Here is a 21,201-nt window from a genome sequence, read left to right as displayed (position 1 = left end):
TCTGGATCACAATCATTAACAAAACGGATGTAAGCGTTTTCATCTGTGTGAGCTTCTTCACGTAGTCTCCTCTCTCTCGCTGCCAGAATAGCCACCTTGCTAAACACAGGGGGTGTCTGTGAGTTGCTGCAATCCTTTAAAGGGTGGTGAATATGATCACCATTCGTGACGTCGCCCGCCAGGCGGGTGTTTCTGTTGCTACTGTCTCCCGTGTGCTGAACAACAGTGCGCTGGTCAGCCCTGAAACGCGTGAAACCGTAATGAAAGCCGTGACCCAGCTGGGGTACCGGCCAAACGCCAATGCCCAGGCGCTGGCGACGCAGGTCAGCGATACCATTGGCGTAGTGGTGATGGACGTGTCGGACGCTTTCTTCGGCGCGCTGGTCAAAGCGGTGGATGTGGTTGCCCAGCAGCACCAGAAATATGTGCTGATTGGCAACAGCTATCACGAGGCTGAAAAAGAGCGTTATGCCATTGAGGTACTGATCCGCCAGCGCTGTAACGCCCTGATTGTGCACTCTAAAGCCCTGAGCGATGAAGAGCTGGCCGGGTTTATGGAGCAGATCCCCGGCATGGTGCTGATCAACCGTATCGTCCCCGGCTACGCGCATCGCTGCGTCAGTCTGGATAACATCAGCGGCGCGATGATGGCGACGCGGATGCTCATCAGCAACGGCCATCAGCGCATAGGTTATCTGGCTTCCAGCCACGGTATTGAAGACGACATGATGCGCCGCGAGGGCTGGCAAAACGCCCTGAAAGAGCAGGGCATTGCGCCGCTGGAGAGCTGGGTAGGTACCGGTTCGCCGGACATGCAGGGCGGTGAAGCGGCAATGGTTGAACTGCTGGGGCGTAATCTTCAGCTGACGGCCGTGTTTGCCTATAACGACAGCATGGCGGCAGGTGCGCTTACCGCGCTGAAAGATAATGGCATTGCGGTACCGCAGCATTTATCGCTGATCGGTTTTGATGATATCCCCATTGCCCGTTACACCGATCCGCAGCTGACAACGGTACGTTATCCCATTGCGTCGATGGCGAAACTGGCGACAGAGCTGGCGTTACAGGGGGCGGCTGGGCTGTTAGATCCTGACGCAACGCATTGTTTTATGCCGACTTTAGTACGCCGCCATTCGGTCGCTATCCGGCAAACTGTGGCTCCGATCACTAACTGATAACATCACGTGATGTAACCGTTTTCAATCTGTGAGTAAATTCACAGTATCTTAACAAGCCGCTGTCTATGATGTCAGCGTTTTAGGGGCTGAAACACAATGTAACGGTGATTATTCACTTTTACCGTTATCACAATGCCTCAAACAACGAATAAAACGCATTTCTGGAGCGTTACCGAACACGGAAGCTGGACATTTTATAAGTGAACTTCGGCGATCAGTAACGTTTTATTAATATCTGCCCGCCGACCGTTTTTCACAAGAACTACCCTGCATAAAAAAAACCGGAGATACCATGAATAAGAAGGTGTTGACTCTGTCTGCTGTCATGGCAAGCATGCTTTTTGGCGCAGCAGCACACGCAGCGGATACCCGTATTGGCGTGACTATCTATAAATACGACGATAACTTCATGTCCGTTGTGCGTAAAGCAATTGAAAAAGATGCTAAATCAGCGCCAGACGTGCAGCTGCTGATGAATGATTCCCAGAATGACCAGTCCAAACAGAACGATCAGATTGACGTTCTTCTGGCAAAAGGCGTGAAAGCGCTGGCTATTAACCTGGTTGACCCGGCTGCGGCAGGCACGGTGATCGAGAAAGCGCGCGGCCAGAACGTGCCAATTGTCTTCTTCAACAAAGAACCTTCCCGTAAAGCGCTGGACAGCTACGACAAAGCGTATTACGTGGGTACCGACTCCAAAGAGTCCGGGATTATCCAGGGCGATCTGATTGCGAAACACTGGGCGGCGAACCCAAACTGGGATCTGAACAAAGATGGTCAGATTCAGTTCGTTCTGCTGAAAGGCGAACCGGGCCATCCGGATGCTGAAGCACGTACCACCTACGTTATTAAAGAGCTGAACGACAAGGGCCTTAAAACCCAGCAGCTGGCGTTAGACACCGCAATGTGGGACACCGCTCAGGCGAAAGATAAGATGGACGCGTGGCTGTCCGGCCCTAACGCCAACAAAATTGAAGTGGTCATTGCCAACAACGATGCGATGGCAATGGGTGCGGTAGAAGCGCTGAAAGCACACAACAAATCCGCCATTCCTGTATTCGGCGTGGATGCCCTGCCAGAAGCGCTGGCGCTGGTGAAATCTGGCGCTATGGCCGGTACCGTGCTGAACGATGCTAACAACCAGGCGAAAGCCACCTTCGATCTGGCGAAAAACCTGGCCGATGGTAAAGGTGCCGCTGACGGGACTAACTGGAAAATTGACAACAAAATCGTTCGCGTTCCTTACGTGGGCGTAGACCAGTCCAACCTGGCTGAGTTTATCGGTAAATAAGTTATCTGCATTGTCTTCACTGGGCGCAATTCGTTGCGCCCTTTTATAACGCGATATGCGAGGCCAACAAGGTATAATTATGGTCAGCACAACTACTCAGTCGTCCGGTGAATACTTGTTGGAAATGACCGGTGTCAATAAGTCATTCCCCGGTGTTAAGGCGCTCGATAATGTTAATTTAAAAGTTCGTCCTCACTCTATTCATGCATTAATGGGTGAAAACGGTGCGGGTAAATCAACATTATTAAAATGCCTTTTTGGGATCTATCAAAAAGATTCTGGCAGCATTCTTTTTCAGGGAAAAGAGATCGACTTCCATTCAGCGAAAGAAGCGCTGGAGAACGGTATCTCGATGGTACACCAGGAATTAAACCTGGTCCTGCAACGTTCAGTTATGGATAATATGTGGTTGGGTCGTTATCCAACCAAAGGTGTCTTTGTCGATCAGGATAAAATGTATCGCGACACCAAAGCCATTTTTGATGAGCTGGATATTGATATCGACCCGCGCGCCCGCGTCGGGACATTATCCGTTTCCCAGATGCAGATGATCGAAATTGCCAAAGCGTTCTCCTATGATGCGAAAATTGTGATCATGGATGAACCGACATCGTCATTAACGGAAAAAGAGGTTAACCACCTTTTTACCATTATTCGTAAGCTGAAAGATCGCGGCTGTGGCATTGTCTATATCTCACATAAAATGGAAGAGATCTTCCAGCTGTGCGATGAAATCACCATCCTGCGCGACGGTCAGTGGATTGCCACCCAGCCGCTGGAAGGGCTGGACATGGACAAGATCATTGCCATGATGGTTGGCCGTTCTCTGAACCAGCGCTTCCCGGATAAAGAAAACAAGCCAGGCGAAGTGATTCTGGAGGTACGTAACCTGACCTCGCTGCGTCAGCCGTCTATCCGCGATGTCTCTTTCGATCTGCACAAGGGGGAGATCCTTGGCATCGCAGGGCTGGTGGGCGCTAAGCGCACCGATATCGTGGAAACCCTGTTTGGTATCCGTGAGAAAGCCGAAGGCACCATTACGCTGCACGGTAAGAAGATCAACAACCACAACGCCAACGAAGCCATTAATAATGGCTTTGCGCTGGTGACGGAAGAGCGTCGTTCCACCGGTATTTACGCTTATCTGGATATTAACTTTAACTCGTTAATTTCTAATATTCGCAATTACAAAAACAAGGTCGGGCTGCTGGATAATTCCCGCATGAAGAGCGATACCCAGTGGGTGATTGACTCCATGCGCGTGAAAACGCCGGGCCACCGCACGCAAATTGGCTCACTTTCGGGAGGAAACCAGCAGAAAGTCATTATTGGTCGCTGGCTATTAACCCAGCCTGAAATTCTGATGCTGGATGAACCTACGCGCGGTATCGACGTGGGTGCAAAATTCGAGATTTACCAGCTTATCGCAGAGCTGGCGAAAAAAGATAAAGGGATCATTATTATTTCTTCCGAAATGCCGGAATTGTTAGGGATCACAGACCGTATTCTGGTTATGAGCAATGGTCTCGTTGCCGGTATTGTTGAAACCAAAACGACAACGCAAAACGAAATTTTGCGTCTTGCGTCTTTGCACCTTTAAGATCAGGGGCTCCTCATGAGTGCGTTAAATAAAAAAAGTTTTCTCACTTATCTGAAAGAAGGCGGTATTTACGTTGTTCTTTTAGTCTTGCTGGCGATTATTATTTTCCAGGACCCTACATTCTTAAGTCTGCTGAACTTGAGTAACATTCTGACCCAGTCTTCCGTACGTATTATTATCGCGCTTGGCGTGGCGGGACTTATCGTTACCCAGGGGACTGACCTTTCGGCAGGGCGCCAGGTGGGTCTGGCGGCGGTCATTGCGGCGACCCTGTTGCAGTCGATGGAAAACGCCAACAAGGTATTCCCGGAGATGGCGACCATGCCGATTTTCGTGGTGATCCTGATCGTATGTGCCATCGGCGCGGTAATTGGCCTGATTAACGGCATCATCATTGCTTACCTGAACGTGACGCCATTCATCACTACGCTTGGCACGATGATCATCGTTTATGGTATCAACTCCCTGTACTACGATTTCGTCGGCGCGTCTCCAATCTCTGGCTTCGACAGCGGCTTCTCGACCTTCACGCAGGGGTTTGTTGCGCTCGGCAGCTTCCGTCTCTCCTATATCACCTTCTATGCGCTGATTGCGGTGGCATTCGTCTGGATCCTGTGGAACAAAACCCGCTTCGGTAAAAACATCTTTGCTATCGGCGGTAACCCGGAAGCGGCGAAGGTCTCCGGGGTCAACGTGGCTCTGAACCTGCTGATGATTTATGCCCTGTCCGGGGTCTTCTACGCCTTCGGCGGGATGCTGGAAGCAGGCCGTATCGGCTCTGCAACCAACAACCTCGGCTTTATGTACGAACTGGATGCGATTGCGGCCTGCGTGGTTGGCGGCGTCTCCTTCAGCGGCGGCGTGGGTACCGTGCTGGGCGTGGTGACCGGTGTGATCATCTTCACCGTTATCAACTACGGCCTGACCTACATCGGTGTGAACCCGTACTGGCAGTACATAATCAAGGGTGCGATCATCATCTTCGCGGTTGCCCTGGATTCACTGAAGTACGCGCGTAAGAAATAAGCGCTGGAATGAAAGAACCCGCAGCGATGCGGGTTTTTTTATGAGAAAAGTGAAGCGATAAGCGATTTTGAAACGGGCACTAGTCCGGTTTGAAGCCCAAAGGGTTTAAAGATTTTATTTATGACGTCAGCGGAATAATTGCCTCTGTTATTTTCTACATCCGACAATGTTTTCCGGGATACGCTGACCAGCTTTGCATATTCATCCTGCTTCAGCCCTAACACCTCGACCCTGAGCCTTTTCAGCGCCTCTCCCTGTGTGATTTTCCCCAGCAAAATGTCCCGTATGGCTGCATGCAGTACAGCCTGGCGATCGAGAGTACTAATCCGCGTTAAGCCTTGTGTAACGCGTTGCCTCTTCACTACCGATGGCTTATCCGGCTCTTCCGCCTCGTCATGATGTCGCTTTTTATTTACGCTGCGTACTTGAGCTAATGTCTGTAAAAGCTCTGATTCAGCTTCATTAGGTGTTTTCATAATAAACCCCAACGGGAAAGTTTATCCGGGATGTAGCGAAAACCCATCGCGGGCATTTCCATTATCTGTTCGGGAACGCCTCGCGCCGCCAGCCTTTCCGGGAGATCAATAAGCTGAACGGCTGTTTCATGCAGAGCATCAAGTAATGTTGCGGGAGGGATCCACTCCGCCAGCGTTTGTGCGATAGTGTTGAAATTATAATCCCCCCCTGATTCGCAAGATAATGACCACTTCAGGGTTCTTGGTATCCCTTCAGGATCGGCTTTCATCGGCGCAAAGTCATATACAGGGGAGAGCATAATTTGATTTTCAGCCTTCACAAAGGCGGTATTTCGCCCATGGTTGTCACTATTTCCAAAAATAATATTTAGCAGATCGCGACGCACCCATTCTGTTACAAATCCCGGAATATCAAAATGATAACCCTGCTGCTGGACCATATGGCTGGAGGTGATTTTATTAATTAACGCGCGCAACGTTGTCTCATGATCAAGGAGGGTGCCGGGTGCCTTTTGTAATAGCGAATACACCGATTCCATACCCAGCCTGACCAGTTGGTCCTGCTCATTTCTCACTATGTCGAAACGCGGTAACCACAGAGACGGGTAATGGCTACCTTCTTCAAGGCGCATTGTTTCCACTGGGATCGTGGAAAAACCCATCGCGTTAAGCTCATGATAATAATGGAATTCAGCTCGCAGAATATTACAATCCACTTCTGTCCTGTTACCGCGTGGATATTTAACCAAATAATAGCGGTCCCGGTTATCCGGCTCGTTTTGCCAGGTATCGATCCAGATGGCATCAGTTTCACTACAGCGCAGCAAAAGTTTAGGCGCTTCACCGCCAGCACCGGTTGCACCACCCGCCGCCGCGCCTCTTTCCTGGGCATAATCCAGAAAATCGGCCGCACGATCGATGACGTCCGCAACCGTAAACGTTTTAGTGCTGGCGAATTTATTCCATTCTGGGACGGATTCCTTTATGCGCAAATTCCCCACAGGGGACATTGTGCCAAATTTCAGCAATAAGAAATTTTGCTGGCCAACGGGTAACTCACTGATGTCGAGCGCATTAATCCAGTAACGGCGGCTTGCTCCGGCGGGAATGATATCGTCGATAAATCGCAGCCAGCCCGGTTGGCCATGGTCATCAAAAAAGAGTGATACAGGGTGATTGACTGAGACTGCGTGAAAATCATCATAGTCGAGAAAATTAATCGCATACTCAGTAAGATAGTCTAACTGCGTGGTATTCCAGTCATTTTTTTCACTTCCAGGATATTTGATGAGAGCGATATCCGTCCATGTTTCGTTCAGATATGCCTGTACGGTTAACGTCTCCATCTCACCTCCATAACGCGACAATGTGTAAAATATTACTCATAGTCAGTGATAAAAACAAGTATTGCTACTTATATCACTCATTAGGTGTCTAAAAAGAGAGTAATGCGTTTTATATCACGCACTGTAGATCTGGATTACTTCTTCTGAATTTCCAGCAACTGCTCCGGCGTTACCGCCGGATAACCCTGCGCATCTTCCGGCACTTCATGCATCGTTGGGATCGGCACCAGCGGGCCTAAAAAGCGCGGTTCACGTTTGAACAGGTACAGGTCAGCCAGCGCGCCGAAACGGGCGCCAAACTCACGCACGCGCACGCTCAGCATATCTTTTGGCGATGGCACCGCATAACACTGCGCCTGAATGCCCATATGCAGGGCGATAAACAGCGCCCGCTCGCAGTGGAAACGCTGGGTAATGATGATGAAATCATTGGTGTCGAACACCTTGCGGGTACGCACGATGGAATCAAGCGTGCGGAATCCGGCGTAGTCGAGCACGATATCGGCCGGGTCGACGCCTGCGGCAATCAGATCTTTGCGCATCGTCACCGGCTCGTTATAGCTTTGCAGCGCGTTATCGCCGCTCAACAGCAGATAGTTCACCTTGCCGCTGTTATAGGCGTTCAGCGCGCCCTGAATACGATACCGGTAATACTGATTTATGACGCCGGTGCGGTAATACTTGGCGGTGCCAAGCACCACGCCAACCTGACGGTAGGGGAGGTCCTGTAGGTCATCAAAAATGTAGGGGGCTGTTTTCCAGCTCATCCAGCGGTCGAGACCCAGCACGATCAACAGCAGTATGCCGACCAGGACAGACAGGCTGTAAAACACGCGCTTTAACATGCAGATGGCTCGTACCGATGATGAAATTTCCCTCAGGCTACTGTACCCGCCTGGTTAGCGCAAGAAACAGCGATTCAACTGAGGGGTTTTTCGTCAGACTGGCGGGCAACTCTGCCCGCCGAACAGATTATGCCAGCAGCACGCGGTCAATGGTTGAACAGCCCAGCGCTTTCAGCGTGGCTGCGGTCGCGTCCCACTGGATCAGCGGCGCATCGGCCTTTTCAGCCAGGATTGCGCGCTGAATATCCGGGTAGTCATACCCGTTCAGGCTAAGCAGGTTCAGGGCGCCCTGAAGCGGAGGCAGCGTCGGGTTAAACGCGGCGTTCTCTGCGTAACTGCCGGTGAAGATGCGGCCGTCGCGGCACTGAAGGGCGACGCCGCTTGGAGATTTGCTGTATGGCGTGTGGCTTTTATTGGCGGCGGCAATGGCCGCTTCGCTCAGCTCATCCCCTGAGAGCGCATAACCGTGGTCCTGCTCGTCCATCAGCAGGGTTTTGATCTCAAGATCTTTCGGGCCGAAAGCATCCGGCAGGTAATCACGCAGCGTATGCGGTGCGCGTCCCGGCAGGTTGATACGCAGTTCAAGACCGCTGTTCAGCTCATTCATAAACTGGCGGCAGTGGCCGCAAGGGGTATAGTTGACGGTGATGGCGCGCAGGGCTTTTTCGCCGCGTAGCCAGGCGTGACTGATGGCGCTCTGCTCCGCATGGACGGTTTGCTGCATGGTCGCACCGAGAAACTCCATGTTTCCGCCGAAGTACCAGGTCCCGCTCACACCGCGCGCAATTGCGCCTACGTTAAAATGGGAAAGGTCAGCGCGGGCGCAGGCAGCCGCCAGGGGCAGCAGGGCGAAAGCCAGCGCGTCTTCGTCCAGCCCCGTTGCCTGTTTAAGCGTCGTGACCTGATCTGCCGTCAGCAGGGCGGGGAAATGCGCATCCGCCAGAACCGGAGCCAGGGCTGATTGCAAATTCTCTGCAAGCTGAGAGAAAGCAGCTTGAAAACGTGGATGCATGACGTTGCCTCATCAAGGTTAATGGATCGGTAGTGTACGGAGCCGTACGGCCTTTATATGTGATCCAAATCTCATTATGTGTGCAACTTATGAAATGAAAATGAAATTTGCGCGACGCATCGCAAATTTTAGCCCATTACTGCCAGAATAATCGGGAAGATAAACGGCGCGACCAGGGAAGTGATAATCCCGCAGATCACCAGCGCCAGCGAGCTGAATGCCCCTTCCTGATAATCCAGTTCCGCGCAGCGTGCGGTGCCCAGCGCGTGCGAGGCGGTACCCATCGCCAGACCGCGTGCCGCTTTGGTACGAATTTTCATGATATTCAGCAGCGTATGACCAAACACCGCGCCCAGGATACCGACGAAAATCACGCACACGGCGCTGATGGCCGGAATGCCCCCGATGCTGCCGCCCACGGCCATGGCAATCGGCGTGGTGACGGATTTAGGCAGGATAGAGGCGGCGATCTGCGGCGATGCGCCCATCATTAAGGCCACCGAGGTGCCGGTGATCATCGCAACAAGGCTCCCCACGAAGCAGATGGTTATGATGGATTTCCAGCGCGCGCGGATCTGATGCAGTTGCTCATATAAAGGAAACGCCAGCGCCACCACGGCAGGCTGCAACAAATCGTTAAGGATCTTGCTCCCGGCGAAGTAACGCTCATAAGAAATGCCGGTGAGCAGCAGAAAAGGAATAATCACCACCATGGCGACCAGCAGCGGGTTGAGCAACGGCATTTTGAAACGCACCGCAAGCTTACGCGCAGCAAAGAACACCACCAGGGTTAACGGCAGGGACCACCAGATATTCGCCATCATTTTTTTGTTTTCTCCCCGACGACCTTACGTTCGCCATGCACAATGTGTGAACTCCAGCTGACGACCAGGAAAACCACCAGCGTACTGATGGCGCAGGAGACCACAATCGGGCCGAACTGCGCTTTAAGCACATCGTAATACTGCATAACCCCAACGCCGATAGGCACAAAAAGCAGGGCCATGTAGCGAATGAGAACGAAGCACCCTGGGTTGACCCATTTTGCGGGCAGCACCTGTAATGCCAGCAGTACAAACAGGATCAGCATGCCGATAATGCTGCCGGGTATCGTAATCGGCAGCAGCGAAGCGATAAAAATGCCGGCGTACAGGCAGGCATAAATGAGGACGAAGGCGCGAAGGTATTGCCAGATAGTATTCAGTGATTTGCTCATGGTGAAAGTCCTTGCTGAGACGTATTCATCATACAATTAAACCTGAAAATGTGCCACGGATCACATCATGAATTTTGGGCATATCAGACATTCCGGAATGGAACGCCGGGCTTTCAACATACATAGAGAGCAGCTACTATAGCGCGTCTTTTTTCACAGGTACTCAGAATGCGTGTTTTACTGGCCCCGATGGAAGGCGTGCTCGACTCTCTCGTGCGCGAGCTGCTTACCGAGGTGAACGATTACGATCTCTGCGTGACGGAGTTTCTGCGCGTGGTCGATATGTTGCTGCCAGAAAAATCATTTTATCGTCTCTGTCCGGAACTGCATCGTCAGAGCCGCACGCCGTCCGGTACGCTGGTGCGCGTCCAGCTGCTCGGCCAGTATCCTGAGTGGCTGGCTGAAAACGCCGCCCGCGCGGTAGCGCTTGGTTCGTACGGCGTCGATCTTAACTGCGGCTGTCCGTCAAAGCTGGTCAACGGCAGCGGCGGGGGGGCGACGCTACTTAAAGATCCGGAGCTGATTTATCGCGGCGCAAAGGCCATGCGTGAGGCAGTGCCATCGCATCTGCCGGTGACGGTCAAAGTCCGTCTGGGATGGGACAGCGGCGATAAGCAGTTTGAAATTGCTGACGCGGTGCTGCAGGCGGGCGCCACCGAGCTGGTGGTGCACGGGCGAACCAAAGAGGATGGTTATAAAGCCGAGCGCATTAACTGGCAGGCGATTGGCGAGATCCGCAAACGGCTTACGATTCCGGTGATTGCCAACGGCGAAATCTGGGATTACGAGAGCGCGCAGGCCTGCCTCAAAGAGACCGGCTGTAATGCCGTGATGATTGGCCGCGGTGCGCTGAACGTGCCGAACCTCAGCCGGGTGGTGAAATATAATGAACCGCGGATGCCGTGGGCGGATGTGGTGAAACTACTGCAAAAATACACGCGGCTGGAAAAACAGGGCGATACCGGCTTGTATCACGTCGCGCGCATTAAACAGTGGCTGAGTTATTTGCGTAAAGAGTACGACGACGCGCTGGGATTATTTCAGGAGATCCGTACCCTACAGACGTCTGCGGATATTGCCCGGGTGATCCAGTCGAAGTCCTGAGCGAAGTGTGAAGAGTTTGCCCGGCGCGGAGCCGGGCAACGGAATCAGAAAATCATCTTGAATACGCCGGTTACCACCAGCAGCCCTATCAGAAATATAATCAAAATAACCCACAATAATATTTTCATTCGCCTCTCCTGCGTATGTCTGTCGAAGTAAGTGTAGCAGTCAATTCATAATTAGCATGAATACATGAAATTAACTCATTGTCTTGGGGAATAAATTTCCGGATATGAAAATGTATAACAATATGCGGATTGCCACGCGTTACTAAAAAACGGAACGTCAGTAAGCGTAAGTTGCGCCTTTATTTTTTTTGAGTTCATGGCGTAATGAAACGTTCTCTTACTTTATCTCTGAGTGCTCCTCTTGTTTTTATGCTGGCCGCCTGCGCGCCGGAACATGCCACGGTGTCACCAGTAAAAACGCAAGCCGCCGCCGCAACTGTAAATACCCAACTGCGTCATGCCGACTGGCCAAAAAGCGAATGGTGGAAAGACTTTAACGACCCCCGGCTCAACGCGCTGATCGACAAAGCGCTGGCGGATGCGCCGGATATGCAAATTGCCCGTCAGCGTATCACCCTGGCGGAAGCACAGGCGAAAGCCGCTGTCGCTGCTGAGGGTCCACAACTGGATTTTTCCGCAGATGTGGAACGGCAAAAGATGTCGGCAGAGGGGTTGATGGGGCCATTTGCACTGACCGACCCGGCAGCGGGGACCACCGGCCCCTGGTATACCAACGGCACCTTTGGTCTGACGGCGGGTTGGGATCTGGATTTATGGGGTAAAAACCGCGCCCAAATTGAGGCCCGCATCGGTAAGGTGAATGCGCAAAAAGCGGAGCTGGAGCAGACCCGCCAGCTGCTCGCCAGCAGCGTCGCGCGGCTGTACTGGGACTGGCAGACCGAGGCCGCGGTGGGTGACGTGCTCGCGCAGATCAAACGGGAGCAGGAAAATATCATCGGTGCCGATCGGGAGCTTTATCAGCACGGCATTACCTCCTCGGTGGAAGGGGTTGAAACGGATATCAGTGCCAGCAAAACCGATGAACAGCTCGCTGACGTGCACGGCAAAATGAAGGCCATTGAGGCGCGTCTGAATGCGTTGACCAATACCCCTTCAGTCACGCTCGCACGGCATGCCTTACCTGACGCAGAGGCATCGCTGCCATCAACGCTCGGTTATGAACTGCTGGCTCGGCGCCCGGATTTGCAGGAGGCGCACTGGTATATCGAAGCATCCATGAGCGAAGTCGATGCCGCCAGAGCCGCGTTCTACCCTGACATCAATTTGATGGCGTTCTTGCAGCAGGATGCATTGCACCTGAGCGACCTGTTCCGCTCATCTGCGCAGCAAATGGGCGTAACCGCGGGGCTGACGCTGCCAATTTTTGACAGCGGTCGGTTGAATGCGAACCTGGATATCGCCCAGGCGCAAAACAACCTCTCCGTGGCGAACTACAACAAGGCCGTGGTAGATGCCGTAAACCAGGTCGCCCGGACGGCCAGCGAAGTGGAAACGCTGACCGCCAAAAATCAGCACCAGCAGCAGATCGAAAAAGATGCGGCGCGCGTCGTCGCGCTGGCGCAGGCGCGCTTCAGGGCGGGGATCATTGCCGGCTCCCGGGTGAGTGAAGCAAAAATTCCGGCGCTCAAAGAGCGTATTGCCGGGTTGATGCTGAAAGGTCAGTACGTGGATGCCACGCTCCAGCTCACCTCCGCGCTGGGTGGCGGATATCATCACGGCTAACATTGCGCATTATCTATACTTACCTCTTTGCAGATTTTCAGGAGGTGAGTATGACGCGAGTCGCAATTGTTACCGCATCGGATTCAGGAATTGGCAAAACGACGGCCCTGATGCTGGCCGAGCGCGGGTTTGATATCGGGGTGACCTGGCACTCAGATGAGGAAGGGGCGCTGGCAACCTGCCGTGAAATTGAAGCGCGCGGGCAGCGTGCCGAGGCCATTCAACTCAACTTAAGCCATTCACCGGAAGGCGCAAAGGCCATTGAAACCCTGATTACGCGTTTCGGGCGGCTGGATGTGCTGGTTAACAATGCCGGGGCGATGAACAAAGCGCCTTTTCTGGAACTGTCATTTGATGACTGGCGAAACATTTTCACCGTTGACGTGGACGGTGCGTTTCTCTGCTCGCAAATCGCGGCGCGTCAGATGGTGAAGCAGGGGGAAGGGGGGCGGATCGTGAACATCACCTCGGTTCATGAACATACTCCGCTGCCGGATGCCAGCGCCTACACCGCCGCAAAGCACGCTCTGGGCGGGTTAACCAAATCAATGGCGCTGGAACTGGTGCAGCATAAGATCCTGGTGAACGCCGTTGCGCCCGGTGCGATCGCCACGCCGATGAATGATATGGACGACAGCGAAGTGAAAGAAGGCTCAATGCCGGAAATCCCGCTGGCACGGCCAGGGCATACCAAAGAAATTGCCAGCCTGGTGGCGTGGCTGTGTGACAGTGACGCCAGCTACACCACCGGGCAGTCGTTTATCGTTGACGGCGGTTTTATGCTGGCGAATCCGCAGTTTAAGCCGGAAGGGTAGATACCCTTCTCCCTCTCCCTGTGGGAGAGGGGCGGGGTGAGGGCAGCAGGCCGAACTCACTCTTCATCCCGCCGCTTTTCACGATGCTTCAGCCACAGCCGTACCCCAATCACCACCGCAACCACCAGGATCAACCACGCCCAGTGCTTCAGGTGCTGGTCAAGATTATGCAGCCATGGGCCAATCACTTCGCCACCCGCGTAGCCAAGCGTGGTGAAAATCAACGCCCAGGCAATCGCCCCGAGAATGTTCAGCGGCAGGAAAATTTTCGGTGGTAAACGACTCGCGCCAATCAGTATCGGCCCAATGATGCGAAAACCGTACATAAAGCGGGTACCAATCACAAACAGCCAGGGACGTCGCTGGATAAGCCGCTGAGCACGGCGAATTTTCTTTTGATGCCTGGCAAAACGTTGCAAAAGCGTCGGGCCAAAGCGCAGCCCCAGAAAATAGAGCAGCTGATCGCCAATCATACCGCCCAACGCGACGGCGGCGACCACCAGCGAAAATTTCAGCAATCCCTGGTGTGCGGCCACCCCGCCCAGCAGCGTGATAGTTTCGCCTTCCGCCACGCTGCCGATCACCAGCGCGGCGTATCCATATTGTTCAATAAGACCGTTGATATCCATTACGTAAACGTCGTCTCCCTTACTGTGCCTGCGTTAATCATATACCCCATCCATTAACCGCGCGGCAATCAACGGAAATTTCCCACTGTACATAAAATAATCTAAAGCCTGCATTATACTTAAGCTATCGCTGACGGGCCGACAACAAGGGGGCGTTATGAACCATGTCTGGGGACTTTTCTCCCATCCCGATCGTGAAATGCAGGTCATCCGTAACGAGAACGAAACGGTCGCGCATCACTATACCCACCATGTCCTGCTGATGGCAGCGGTGCCGGTGTTCTGCGCATTTATTGGTACTACGCAGATAGGCTGGAACTTTGGTGACGGCACCGTGGTTCAGCTTTCCTGGTTCACCGGACTGTACCTGGCCATTCTGTTTTATGGCCTGATGCTGGCCGGGGTGGCGGTGATGGGGCGGGTCATCCACTGGATGGCGCGCAACTATCCGCAGCGCCCGTCGCTGGCACACTGTATGGTCTTCGCCGGATACGTCGCGACCCCGCTGTTTTTAAGCGGTATTGTCGCGCTCTATCCACTGGTCTGGCTGTGCGCGCTGATCGGTACGGTTGCCCTCTTTTATACCGGATATCTGCTGTATGTAGGGGTGCCAACCTTCCTCAATATCAATAAAGAAGAGGGCCTGAGCTTCTCCAGCTCTACGCTTGCCATCGGCGTACTGGTCCTGGAGGCGCTACTGGCCCTGACAGTTATTCTTTGGGGTTATGGATACCGTCTCTTCTAAGTTCCCTGCATTGCTGGCGTAAATGCCAGCAATGCAGCATCTGGTTATGATTCTCCGCTGGCGACAACGCACGGTGACCGCTATGATGCCGAAGCCAGCCTGTGTTTATCCGTCGACACAGGCGGTGTACGTCATAACGTGCGTGAATCATTATCAGAAGTCTCATCATGCTGAAATTTCGAGTGTCACTCCTTAGTCTTGCGCTGCTGTTGGGCGTCTACGCTACCGCGCCAGCCATCGCCAAAACGACCGCAGTCGCCACCGCTGCTGCGCAACCCCAGATTGCGTCCGGCAGCGCGATGATCGTTGACCTGAATACCAACAAGGTGATCTACGCCAGTCATCCGGATCTGGTGCGCCCGATCGCTTCCATAACCAAAGTCATGACCGCGATGGTGGTGCTTGATGCACGACTGCCGCTGGACGAAAAGCTAAAAGTGGATATCAGCCACACGCCAGAGATGAAAGGGATCTACTCTCGCGTGCGTCTGAAAAGTGAAATCAGCCGTAAAAATATGCTGCTGTTGGCGCTGATGTCCTCAGAGAACCGCGCGGCGGCGAGCCTTGCCCACCATTATCCTGGCGGTTACGACGCGTTTATCCGCGCGATGAATGCCAAAGCCAAAGCGCTGGGGATGAAAAATACCCATTTCGTGGAGCCAACCGGTCTGTCGATCCATAACGTCTCGACGGCGCGTGATTTAACAAAGCTGCTGATCGCCAGTAAGCAATACCCGCTGATTGGTCAGCTCAGCACCACGCGTGAGGAGATGGCGACATTCTCGAACCCGGCGTATACGCTGCCGTTCCGCAACACTAACCATCTGGTGTATCGCGATAACTGGAATATTCAGTTAACCAAGACCGGATTCACCAATGCGGCAGGACACTGCCTGGTGATGCGCACCGTATTTAACGGTAAGCCAGTGGCGCTGGTGGTGATGGACGCCTTCGGCAAATATACCCACTTCGCGGATGCCAGCCGCCTGCGTACCTGGATTGAAACCGGGAAAGTGCAGCCGGTGCCGGCTTCAGCGCTGGCGTATAAAAAGCAGAAAGCGGAACAGATGGCGACGGCGCAGAACGATTAGGAAAAAGCAAAACGGTAACGCATGTTACCGTTTTTTATGTTTTCTCCCTCTCCCTGTGGGAGAGGGCCGGGGTGAGGGCACCAGACCGCACTGCGTTTATTCCGGCAGCGTCCAGTCCCCGTCGTTGAGCGGGCGCTGCATCATCACCGTGTCCCGCCAGTCGCCTTTTTTATATCCCACACTTCTGAGCTGGCCCACAATTTCGAAACCGTGCTTTTTATGCAGCCGCAACGACCCGGGGTTATTTTGCCCGTCGCCGACCACGGCAATCATCTGCCGCCACGGTCCTTGTTCACAACGGGCGATCAGTGCCTGGAGTAAGGCCGAGCCAAACCCGCGGCCGGTGGTGCTGGCATCCACATAAATGGATTCTTCAAGGGTATAGCGATAAGCCTGGCGTGGACGATAAAACGTGGCGTAGCAGTAGCCGACAACAATGCCGCGATACAGCGCAACCAGCCACGGTAAACCGCTGTCGGTCACGCTCTTCATCCGCTGACGCATCTCATCGACGGTGGGGGGAACTTCCTCGAAGGACGCACGGCCATGAAGCACATGCCAGGCGTATATCGCCGAGATGGCATGCGCATCGTCAGGAAGGGCGTCGCGCACCTCGATTTCAGTTTCGGGGAAAGTTTCTACAGCCGACATGTTCTGCCCGCTCCTTGTTTGGAAAGCCAGAGAAACGTTTCTCTGGCAACAGGCAGATACTCTAGTACGTTTGAGGAGAGCTTAACAATCTCTTAAATTTGGCTATATGAGTTCATCAGAGGCTTGCGTATTGTGCTGCTCTGATTCGGCACTCTCTTTCCAGTATTTCTTCCGCGTTGTCTTACCAATGCCGGGGTTCATACTGTTTGTAGGGTCATTTTTGCGATAAAACTGTTTAAGCGTCTCCGGCGCTTTATACAGGTGTCCCACGTTGTGCTCGGCAGGATATTGCGCGCCACGCTCGTGCAGCAGCGCCAGCATCTGTTCTTTCAGCGCGTGTGCATCAACCCCTTTTTTCACGATGTAATCCTGGTGGAAGACATAGCACATAAAGTGGCCGTAATAGAGCTTATGCACCAGCTTGCTGTCGATCTCCGGCGGCAGATGTTCAAACCACTCGGTATCGTTGCGACGCAGGGCGATATCCAGCGCCAGAATATCCTCCACTTCTTCGGAATGCACCGCCTGATAACGGATAGCGGCACCCGCCGCGGCGAAACGATGCAGGAAGGCTTTGCTGCCTTCTTCCGGCGTGCAGGCAAAGAAATCCCCGTCGGCGGTTTTGAAGAATTCGGTGAGCCAGCTCTGCGCTTCGTCAATTCCGTCCCCGGCCATTTTCAGCAGCAGATGGTGCTCATACTTGTCGCGCCAGGTCTTCATCCGCTCCGGTAAATGCGCCGGGAAGACGTTGCCCAGCTTCTGCATAAAGCGGTCGGTGAAGTGCGGCTTGAAGAGCGACACTTTCTCCAGCATCGCATCGGTGCGGCCCTTCATGGTGAAGAAGAACGGCATTTTGTCGGTGCCGAGCTTGTCGATCATCAGGAAGGTATCTTTGCCGTAGCGCTCGGCGATGTCGTAAATGTCCCGGTGCATATACTCGCCCGCCACCGGCAGGTGAGTGAACTCGGCCAGAATATGACGGCGGATCTCCGTCAGCACCTCCGGCTGATTGGTGCCGATGTAAAACACCTGCTGCTTTTTCTCTGCCGGGAAGGTATCGAGGCGCACCGCAAAAACGGCCAGCTTGCCCGCGCAGCCGGAGGATTCAAACAGGCGATCCGGATCGGCGTTATAGCGCGCTGGCGTATCGGCATTGATATCGCGCACGCGGGTGATGTAATCGTGGTCATGCGCGTGACGGCCATCGTGCTGAACGTCTTCGTCCTTCACGCGGTCATCGTCAAGTTTGCTGAGGATCTGCTCTGGCGTTACGCCCAGATCGATCCCCAGATGGTTAACCAGCGTCAGCTTGCCGTTTTCATCGATACGGGCAAACAGCGACATCTCCGTGTAGGCCGGGCCGCGCTGCACCAGCGAGCCGCCGGAGTTATTGCAGATCCCACCGATCACCGAGGCGCCAATGCACGACGAGCCGATCACCGAGTGCGGTTCGCGACCCAGCGGCTTAAGCGCCTTTTCCAGCGAGTAGAGCGTGGTGCCGGGGAAGGCGAGTACCTGTTCGCCCTTGTCCAGCAGGTGCAGTTTGTCGAGGCGCAGGGTGCTGATAATCACGATGTCACGATCGTAATCGTTGCCGTTCGGCGTGGAGCCTTCAGTCAGGCCGGTGTTAGCAGCCTGCATTAAAATAATCTTGTCTGCCGCAACGCAGGCGCTGAGCACGCGCCACAGTTCGAGCAACGTACCGGGGAAGACCACCGCCAGTGCCTCGCCCTGACCGGAGCGGAAGCCCTTGCGGTAGCGGGCGGTTTTAGCCGGGTCGGTAAGCAGGTGAGAGTGACCAACCAGGCGCGACAGTTCGTTAATAAATGTAGTGTTATCGTCAGTTCGAACAGAAGACATCTTCCACTCCTTGTGGTGGGGCAAATTTCTCGCTGTAAAGCATAGCGCGATTAGCCGTTGAGCGGTCGGGTATTCATGAGAAAAATCAGAGAATAACCCTGCAAGGTTTTCAGGCTTTGTGGCACACTGCGCTTTTCGCACGGTCTGGCCGGGTGCTTCCCGCGGTTATTGATGAGAGAGAATAACAACATGAAATGGCTATGTTCTGTAGGTGTCGCCGTCAGCCTGGCGCTGCAACCTGCGCTGGCAGAGGATTTGTTTGGTAATCACCCGCTCACGCCCGAAGCCCGCGACGCCTTTGTCACGGATTTACTCAAAAAGATGACGGTCGATGAGAAAATCGGCCAGCTGCGCCTGATCAGCGTCGGCCCGGATAACCCGAAAGAAGCCATTCGCGAGATGATCAAAGACGGGCAGGTAGGAGCCATTTTTAACACCGTTACCCGCCAGGATATCCGCAAGATGCAGGATCAGGTGATGGAGCTGAGCCGCCTGAAAATCCCACTGTTCTTCGCTTATGACGTGGTGCACGGCCAGCGTACCGTCTTCCCGATTAGCCTCGGCTTAGCCTCCTCCTTTAACCTCGATGCGGTGAAAACCGTCGGGCGCGTATCGGCATATGAAGCCGCAGACGACGGCCTGAACATGACCTGGGCGCCGATGGTTGACGTCTCTCGCGATCCGCGCTGGGGCCGCGCTTCGGAGGGCTTTGGAGAAGACACGTATTTAACCGCCACGATGGGCAAAACCATGGTGGAAGCGATGCAGGGCAAAAGTCCGGCAGATCGTTACTCGGTGATGACCAGCGTCAAGCACTTCGCCGCCTACGGCGCGGTGGAGGGCGGTAAAGAGTACAACACCGTCGACATGAGCCCGCAGCGCCTGTTTAACGACTACATGCCGCCATACAAGGCAGGGCTGGACGCGGGCAGCGGGGCGGTGATGGTAGCGCTGAACTCTCTCAACGGCACGCCTGCCACCTCCGATTCGTGGCTGCTGAAAGACGTGTTGCGCGACCAGTGGGGCTTCAAGGGCATCACCGTTTCTGACCACGGCGCGATTAAAGAGCTGATCAAACACGGCACGGCGTCTGACCCGGAAGATGCGGTACGCGTGGCGCTCAAGTCCGGCATCAACATGAGCATGAGCGACGAGTACTACAGCAAATACCTGCCGGGGCTGGTGAAGAGCGGCAAGGTGACGATGGCAGAGCTGGACGACGCCGCTCGCCACGTGCTGAACGTGAAATATGACATGGGACTGTTTAACGATCCTTACAGCCATCTGGGGCCGAAGGATTCAGACCCGGCGGACACCAACGCCGAAAGCCGTCTGCACCGTAAAGAAGCCCGGGAAGTAGCTCGCGAAAGCCTGGTGCTGTTGAAAAACCGTCTCGACACGCTGCCGCTGAAAAAATCCGGCACCATTGCCGTGGTCGGTCCGCTGGCCGACAGCAAGCGCGACGTCATGGGCAGCTGGTCCGCCGCAGGCGTGGCGGATCAGTCCGTTACCGTGCTGACCGGCATTAAGAGCGCCGTGGGTGATAACGCAAAAGTGGTTTACGCCAAAGGTGCGAACGTCACCGACGATAAAGACATCGTGACCTTCCTCAACCAGTATGAGGAAGCGGTGAAGGTGGATGCGCGCACGCCGAAAGAGATGCTCGACGAAGCGGTTAACGCCGCGAAGCAGTCCGACGTGGTGGTCGCGGTGGTGGGTGAAGCGCAGGGGATGGCGCACGAAGCCTCCAGCCGGACCGACATCACTATCCCGCAAAGCCAGCGCAATCTGATCGCGGCCCTGAAAGCCACCGGCAAGCCGCTGGTGCTGGTGCTGATGAACGGGCGCCCGCTGGCGCTGGTGAAAGAAGATCAGCAGGCTGACGCCATTCTGGAAACCTGGTTCGCCGGTACCGAAGGCGGTAACGCCATTGCCGACGTGCTGTTTGGCGATTACAACCCGTCCGGCAAGCTGCCGATGTCCTTCCCGCGCTCCGTCGGGCAGATCCCGGTTTACTACAGCCACCTGAACACCGGTCGTCCGTATAACGCCGACAAGCCGAACAAGTACACGTCCCGTTACTTCGACGAAGCTAACGGCCCGCTCTATCCGTTTGGCTATGGCCTGAGTTACACCACCTTCAAGGTGTCTGACGTCAAAATGTCGGCGCCGACCCTGAAGCGTGACGGCAAAGTGACCGCCAGCGTAGAGGTGACCAACAGCGGCAAACGCGAAGGCGCGACGGTGATCCAGATGTACGTTCAGGACGTCACGGCCTCCATGAGCCGTCCGGTGAAACAGCTGCGCGGCTTCGAAAAGGTCAACCTGAAACCGGGCGAAACCAGAACGGTCAGCTTCCCGATTGACGTAAATGCGCTGAAGTTCTGGAATCAGCAGATGAAATACGATGCTGAGCCTGGCAAATTCAACGTCTTCATCGGCGTGGATTCCGCCCGCGTGAACAAAGCCGAGTTCGAACTGCAATAATCTTACCTTTCTCCCTTTCCCCCGCCTGGCGGGGGATGCCTCTCATCTTGTACGAAAAACGGTTAAATTCACTGTTTT

The 21,201-nt window shown here is 54.2% G+C and carries 19 protein-coding genes; 10 read left to right on the top strand and 9 right to left on the bottom strand.

Annotated features, from left to right (window positions below):
• Positions 1–152 precede the first annotated feature (152 nt).
• From galS to mglC, 4 genes are all read left to right on the top strand, one after another.
• Complete coding sequence (gene galS / locus ACOTYB_RS03270) at positions 153–1,175, top strand: HTH-type transcriptional regulator GalS (protein ID WP_045337656.1); 1,023 nt, start codon at positions 153–155, stop codon at positions 1,173–1,175.
• Between the two features lie 295 nt (positions 1,176–1,470).
• Positions 1,471–2,469: a galactose/glucose ABC transporter substrate-binding protein MglB gene (mglB, locus tag ACOTYB_RS03265; protein WP_017383382.1), complete on the top strand. Its 999-nt coding sequence runs from the start codon at positions 1,471–1,473 to the stop codon at positions 2,467–2,469.
• Between the two features lie 79 nt (positions 2,470–2,548).
• Positions 2,549–4,069 (top strand): galactose/methyl galactoside ABC transporter ATP-binding protein MglA, encoded by a 1,521-nt coding sequence (gene mglA / locus ACOTYB_RS03260; RefSeq protein ID WP_003859320.1) that lies wholly within the window; start codon positions 2,549–2,551, stop codon positions 4,067–4,069.
• Positions 4,070–4,084: 15 nt separating this feature from the next.
• Positions 4,085–5,095, top strand: a complete 1,011-nt coding sequence (gene mglC / locus ACOTYB_RS03255) for a galactose/methyl galactoside ABC transporter permease MglC (protein WP_003859318.1) — start codon at positions 4,085–4,087, stop codon at positions 5,093–5,095.
• A gap of 38 nt (positions 5,096–5,133) precedes the next feature.
• Here the strand turns inward: mglC and ACOTYB_RS03250 are convergent, their stop codons facing one another.
• From ACOTYB_RS03250 to ACOTYB_RS03225, 6 genes are all read right to left on the bottom strand, one after another.
• Positions 5,134–5,571 carry a helix-turn-helix transcriptional regulator gene (locus ACOTYB_RS03250; protein WP_003859317.1) on the bottom strand — a complete coding sequence of 146 codons (438 nt, stop codon included), beginning with the start codon at positions 5,569–5,571 and terminating at the stop codon, positions 5,134–5,136.
• Positions 5,568–6,917 carry a type II toxin-antitoxin system HipA family toxin gene (locus tag ACOTYB_RS03245; RefSeq protein WP_023314540.1) on the bottom strand — a complete coding sequence of 450 codons (1,350 nt, stop codon included), beginning with the start codon at positions 6,915–6,917 and terminating at the stop codon, positions 5,568–5,570. The genes ACOTYB_RS03250 and ACOTYB_RS03245 overlap by 4 nt, the downstream gene beginning before the upstream one ends.
• A 134-nt stretch (positions 6,918–7,051) precedes the next feature.
• Positions 7,052–7,762 carry an outer membrane permeability protein SanA gene (gene sanA / locus ACOTYB_RS03240; protein ID WP_003859314.1) on the bottom strand — a complete coding sequence of 237 codons (711 nt, stop codon included), beginning with the start codon at positions 7,760–7,762 and terminating at the stop codon, positions 7,052–7,054.
• A gap of 127 nt (positions 7,763–7,889) precedes the next feature.
• On the bottom strand, positions 7,890–8,774 hold the full coding sequence (cdd, locus tag ACOTYB_RS03235; protein WP_003859312.1) for a cytidine deaminase: 885 nt from the start codon (positions 8,772–8,774) through the stop codon (positions 7,890–7,892).
• A gap of 128 nt (positions 8,775–8,902) precedes the next feature.
• On the bottom strand, positions 8,903–9,598 hold the full coding sequence (locus tag ACOTYB_RS03230; RefSeq protein WP_003859310.1) for a CidB/LrgB family autolysis modulator: 696 nt from the start codon (positions 9,596–9,598) through the stop codon (positions 8,903–8,905).
• On the bottom strand, positions 9,595–9,990 hold the full coding sequence (locus tag ACOTYB_RS03225) for a CidA/LrgA family protein (RefSeq protein WP_003859308.1): 396 nt from the start codon (positions 9,988–9,990) through the stop codon (positions 9,595–9,597). The genes ACOTYB_RS03230 and ACOTYB_RS03225 overlap by 4 nt, the downstream gene beginning before the upstream one ends.
• Positions 9,991–10,158: 168 nt before the next feature.
• Here ACOTYB_RS03225 and dusC point away from each other — a divergent pair, with 168 nt between their 5' ends.
• The 3 genes from dusC to ACOTYB_RS03210 all read left to right on the top strand — a co-directional run bounded on the left by dusC (position 10,159) and on the right by ACOTYB_RS03210 (position 13,660).
• Positions 10,159–11,094, top strand: a complete 936-nt coding sequence (gene dusC / locus ACOTYB_RS03220; protein ID WP_045343060.1) for a tRNA dihydrouridine(16) synthase DusC — start codon at positions 10,159–10,161, stop codon at positions 11,092–11,094.
• 332 nt (positions 11,095–11,426) lie between these two features.
• Positions 11,427–12,845, top strand: coding sequence for a multidrug resistance outer membrane protein MdtQ (gene mdtQ / locus ACOTYB_RS03215; RefSeq protein WP_045343062.1), 1,419 nt, complete (start codon positions 11,427–11,429; stop codon positions 12,843–12,845).
• A 50-nt stretch (positions 12,846–12,895) separates the two neighbouring features.
• Entirely contained in the window at positions 12,896–13,660 is a 765-nt protein-coding gene (locus tag ACOTYB_RS03210) for an SDR family oxidoreductase (protein WP_220153236.1), read from the top strand.
• 56 nt (positions 13,661–13,716) lie between these two features.
• Here ACOTYB_RS03210 and ACOTYB_RS03205 read toward each other — a convergent pair whose 3' ends face one another.
• Entirely contained in the window at positions 13,717–14,289 is a 573-nt protein-coding gene (locus ACOTYB_RS03205; RefSeq protein ID WP_045340718.1) for a DedA family protein, read from the bottom strand.
• A 157-nt stretch (positions 14,290–14,446) separates the two neighbouring features.
• On the opposite strand from ACOTYB_RS03205, the gene ACOTYB_RS03200 reads away from it, so the two are divergent.
• Together ACOTYB_RS03200 and pbpG are read left to right on the top strand one after the other, a co-directional pair.
• On the top strand, positions 14,447–15,034 hold the full coding sequence (locus ACOTYB_RS03200) for a Yip1 family protein (protein WP_220153235.1): 588 nt from the start codon (positions 14,447–14,449) through the stop codon (positions 15,032–15,034).
• 167 nt (positions 15,035–15,201) lie between these two features.
• Positions 15,202–16,125: a D-alanyl-D-alanine endopeptidase gene (gene pbpG / locus ACOTYB_RS03195; protein ID WP_129256076.1), complete on the top strand. Its 924-nt coding sequence runs from the start codon at positions 15,202–15,204 to the stop codon at positions 16,123–16,125.
• A 96-nt stretch (positions 16,126–16,221) separates the two neighbouring features.
• On the opposite strand, the gene ACOTYB_RS03190 is transcribed toward pbpG, so the two are convergent.
• A complete protein-coding gene (locus ACOTYB_RS03190) occupies positions 16,222–16,776 on the bottom strand; it encodes a GNAT family N-acetyltransferase (protein WP_003859289.1) in 555 nt (184 codons plus the stop codon).
• 102 nt (positions 16,777–16,878) lie between these two features.
• Entirely contained in the window at positions 16,879–18,636 is a 1,758-nt protein-coding gene (dld, locus tag ACOTYB_RS03185) for a D-lactate dehydrogenase (RefSeq protein WP_003859288.1), read from the bottom strand.
• A gap of 189 nt (positions 18,637–18,825) precedes the next feature.
• On the opposite strand from dld, the gene bglX reads away from it, so the two are divergent.
• Positions 18,826–21,123, top strand: a complete 2,298-nt coding sequence (bglX, locus tag ACOTYB_RS03180; RefSeq protein WP_022651510.1) for a beta-glucosidase BglX — start codon at positions 18,826–18,828, stop codon at positions 21,121–21,123.
• The last annotated feature ends 78 nt before the right edge of the window (positions 21,124–21,201 follow it).

Origin of the sequence: Enterobacter cloacae complex sp. IR5450 (genome assembly GCF_049238665.1) — a bacterium.
GTDB lineage: Bacteria > Pseudomonadota > Gammaproteobacteria > Enterobacterales > Enterobacteriaceae > Enterobacter > Enterobacter hormaechei_C.
This window is presented reverse-complemented; position numbering and strand designations above follow the sequence as displayed.

What these genes read in the sequence shown, in the direction of transcription:
- ACOTYB_RS03205 (WP_045340718.1), bottom strand. Translation starts at nt 14,289, where the DNA reads ATGGATATCAACGGTCTTATTGAACAATATGGATACGCCGCGCTGGTG.
- ACOTYB_RS03200 (WP_220153235.1), top strand. Translation starts at nt 14,447, where the DNA reads ATGAACCATGTCTGGGGACTTTTCTCCCATCCCGATCGTGAAATGCAG.
- pbpG (WP_129256076.1), top strand. Translation starts at nt 15,202, where the DNA reads ATGCTGAAATTTCGAGTGTCACTCCTTAGTCTTGCGCTGCTGTTGGGC.
- bglX (WP_022651510.1), top strand. Translation starts at nt 18,826, where the DNA reads ATGAAATGGCTATGTTCTGTAGGTGTCGCCGTCAGCCTGGCGCTGCAA.
- mglB (WP_017383382.1), top strand. Translation starts at nt 1,471, where the DNA reads ATGAATAAGAAGGTGTTGACTCTGTCTGCTGTCATGGCAAGCATGCTT.
- dusC (WP_045343060.1), top strand. Translation starts at nt 10,159, where the DNA reads ATGCGTGTTTTACTGGCCCCGATGGAAGGCGTGCTCGACTCTCTCGTG.
- ACOTYB_RS03190 (WP_003859289.1), bottom strand. Translation starts at nt 16,776, where the DNA reads ATGTCGGCTGTAGAAACTTTCCCCGAAACTGAAATCGAGGTGCGCGAC.
- ACOTYB_RS03230 (WP_003859310.1), bottom strand. Translation starts at nt 9,598, where the DNA reads ATGATGGCGAATATCTGGTGGTCCCTGCCGTTAACCCTGGTGGTGTTC.
- mglA (WP_003859320.1), top strand. Translation starts at nt 2,549, where the DNA reads ATGGTCAGCACAACTACTCAGTCGTCCGGTGAATACTTGTTGGAAATG.
- galS (WP_045337656.1), top strand. Translation starts at nt 153, where the DNA reads ATGATCACCATTCGTGACGTCGCCCGCCAGGCGGGTGTTTCTGTTGCT.
- dld (WP_003859288.1), bottom strand. Translation starts at nt 18,636, where the DNA reads ATGTCTTCTGTTCGAACTGACGATAACACTACATTTATTAACGAACTG.
- sanA (WP_003859314.1), bottom strand. Translation starts at nt 7,762, where the DNA reads ATGTTAAAGCGCGTGTTTTACAGCCTGTCTGTCCTGGTCGGCATACTG.
- ACOTYB_RS03225 (WP_003859308.1), bottom strand. Translation starts at nt 9,990, where the DNA reads ATGAGCAAATCACTGAATACTATCTGGCAATACCTTCGCGCCTTCGTC.
- ACOTYB_RS03210 (WP_220153236.1), top strand. Translation starts at nt 12,896, where the DNA reads ATGACGCGAGTCGCAATTGTTACCGCATCGGATTCAGGAATTGGCAAA.
- cdd (WP_003859312.1), bottom strand. Translation starts at nt 8,774, where the DNA reads ATGCATCCACGTTTTCAAGCTGCTTTCTCTCAGCTTGCAGAGAATTTG.
- mglC (WP_003859318.1), top strand. Translation starts at nt 4,085, where the DNA reads ATGAGTGCGTTAAATAAAAAAAGTTTTCTCACTTATCTGAAAGAAGGC.
- ACOTYB_RS03250 (WP_003859317.1), bottom strand. Translation starts at nt 5,571, where the DNA reads ATGAAAACACCTAATGAAGCTGAATCAGAGCTTTTACAGACATTAGCT.
- ACOTYB_RS03245 (WP_023314540.1), bottom strand. Translation starts at nt 6,917, where the DNA reads ATGGAGACGTTAACCGTACAGGCATATCTGAACGAAACATGGACGGAT.
- mdtQ (WP_045343062.1), top strand. Translation starts at nt 11,427, where the DNA reads ATGAAACGTTCTCTTACTTTATCTCTGAGTGCTCCTCTTGTTTTTATG.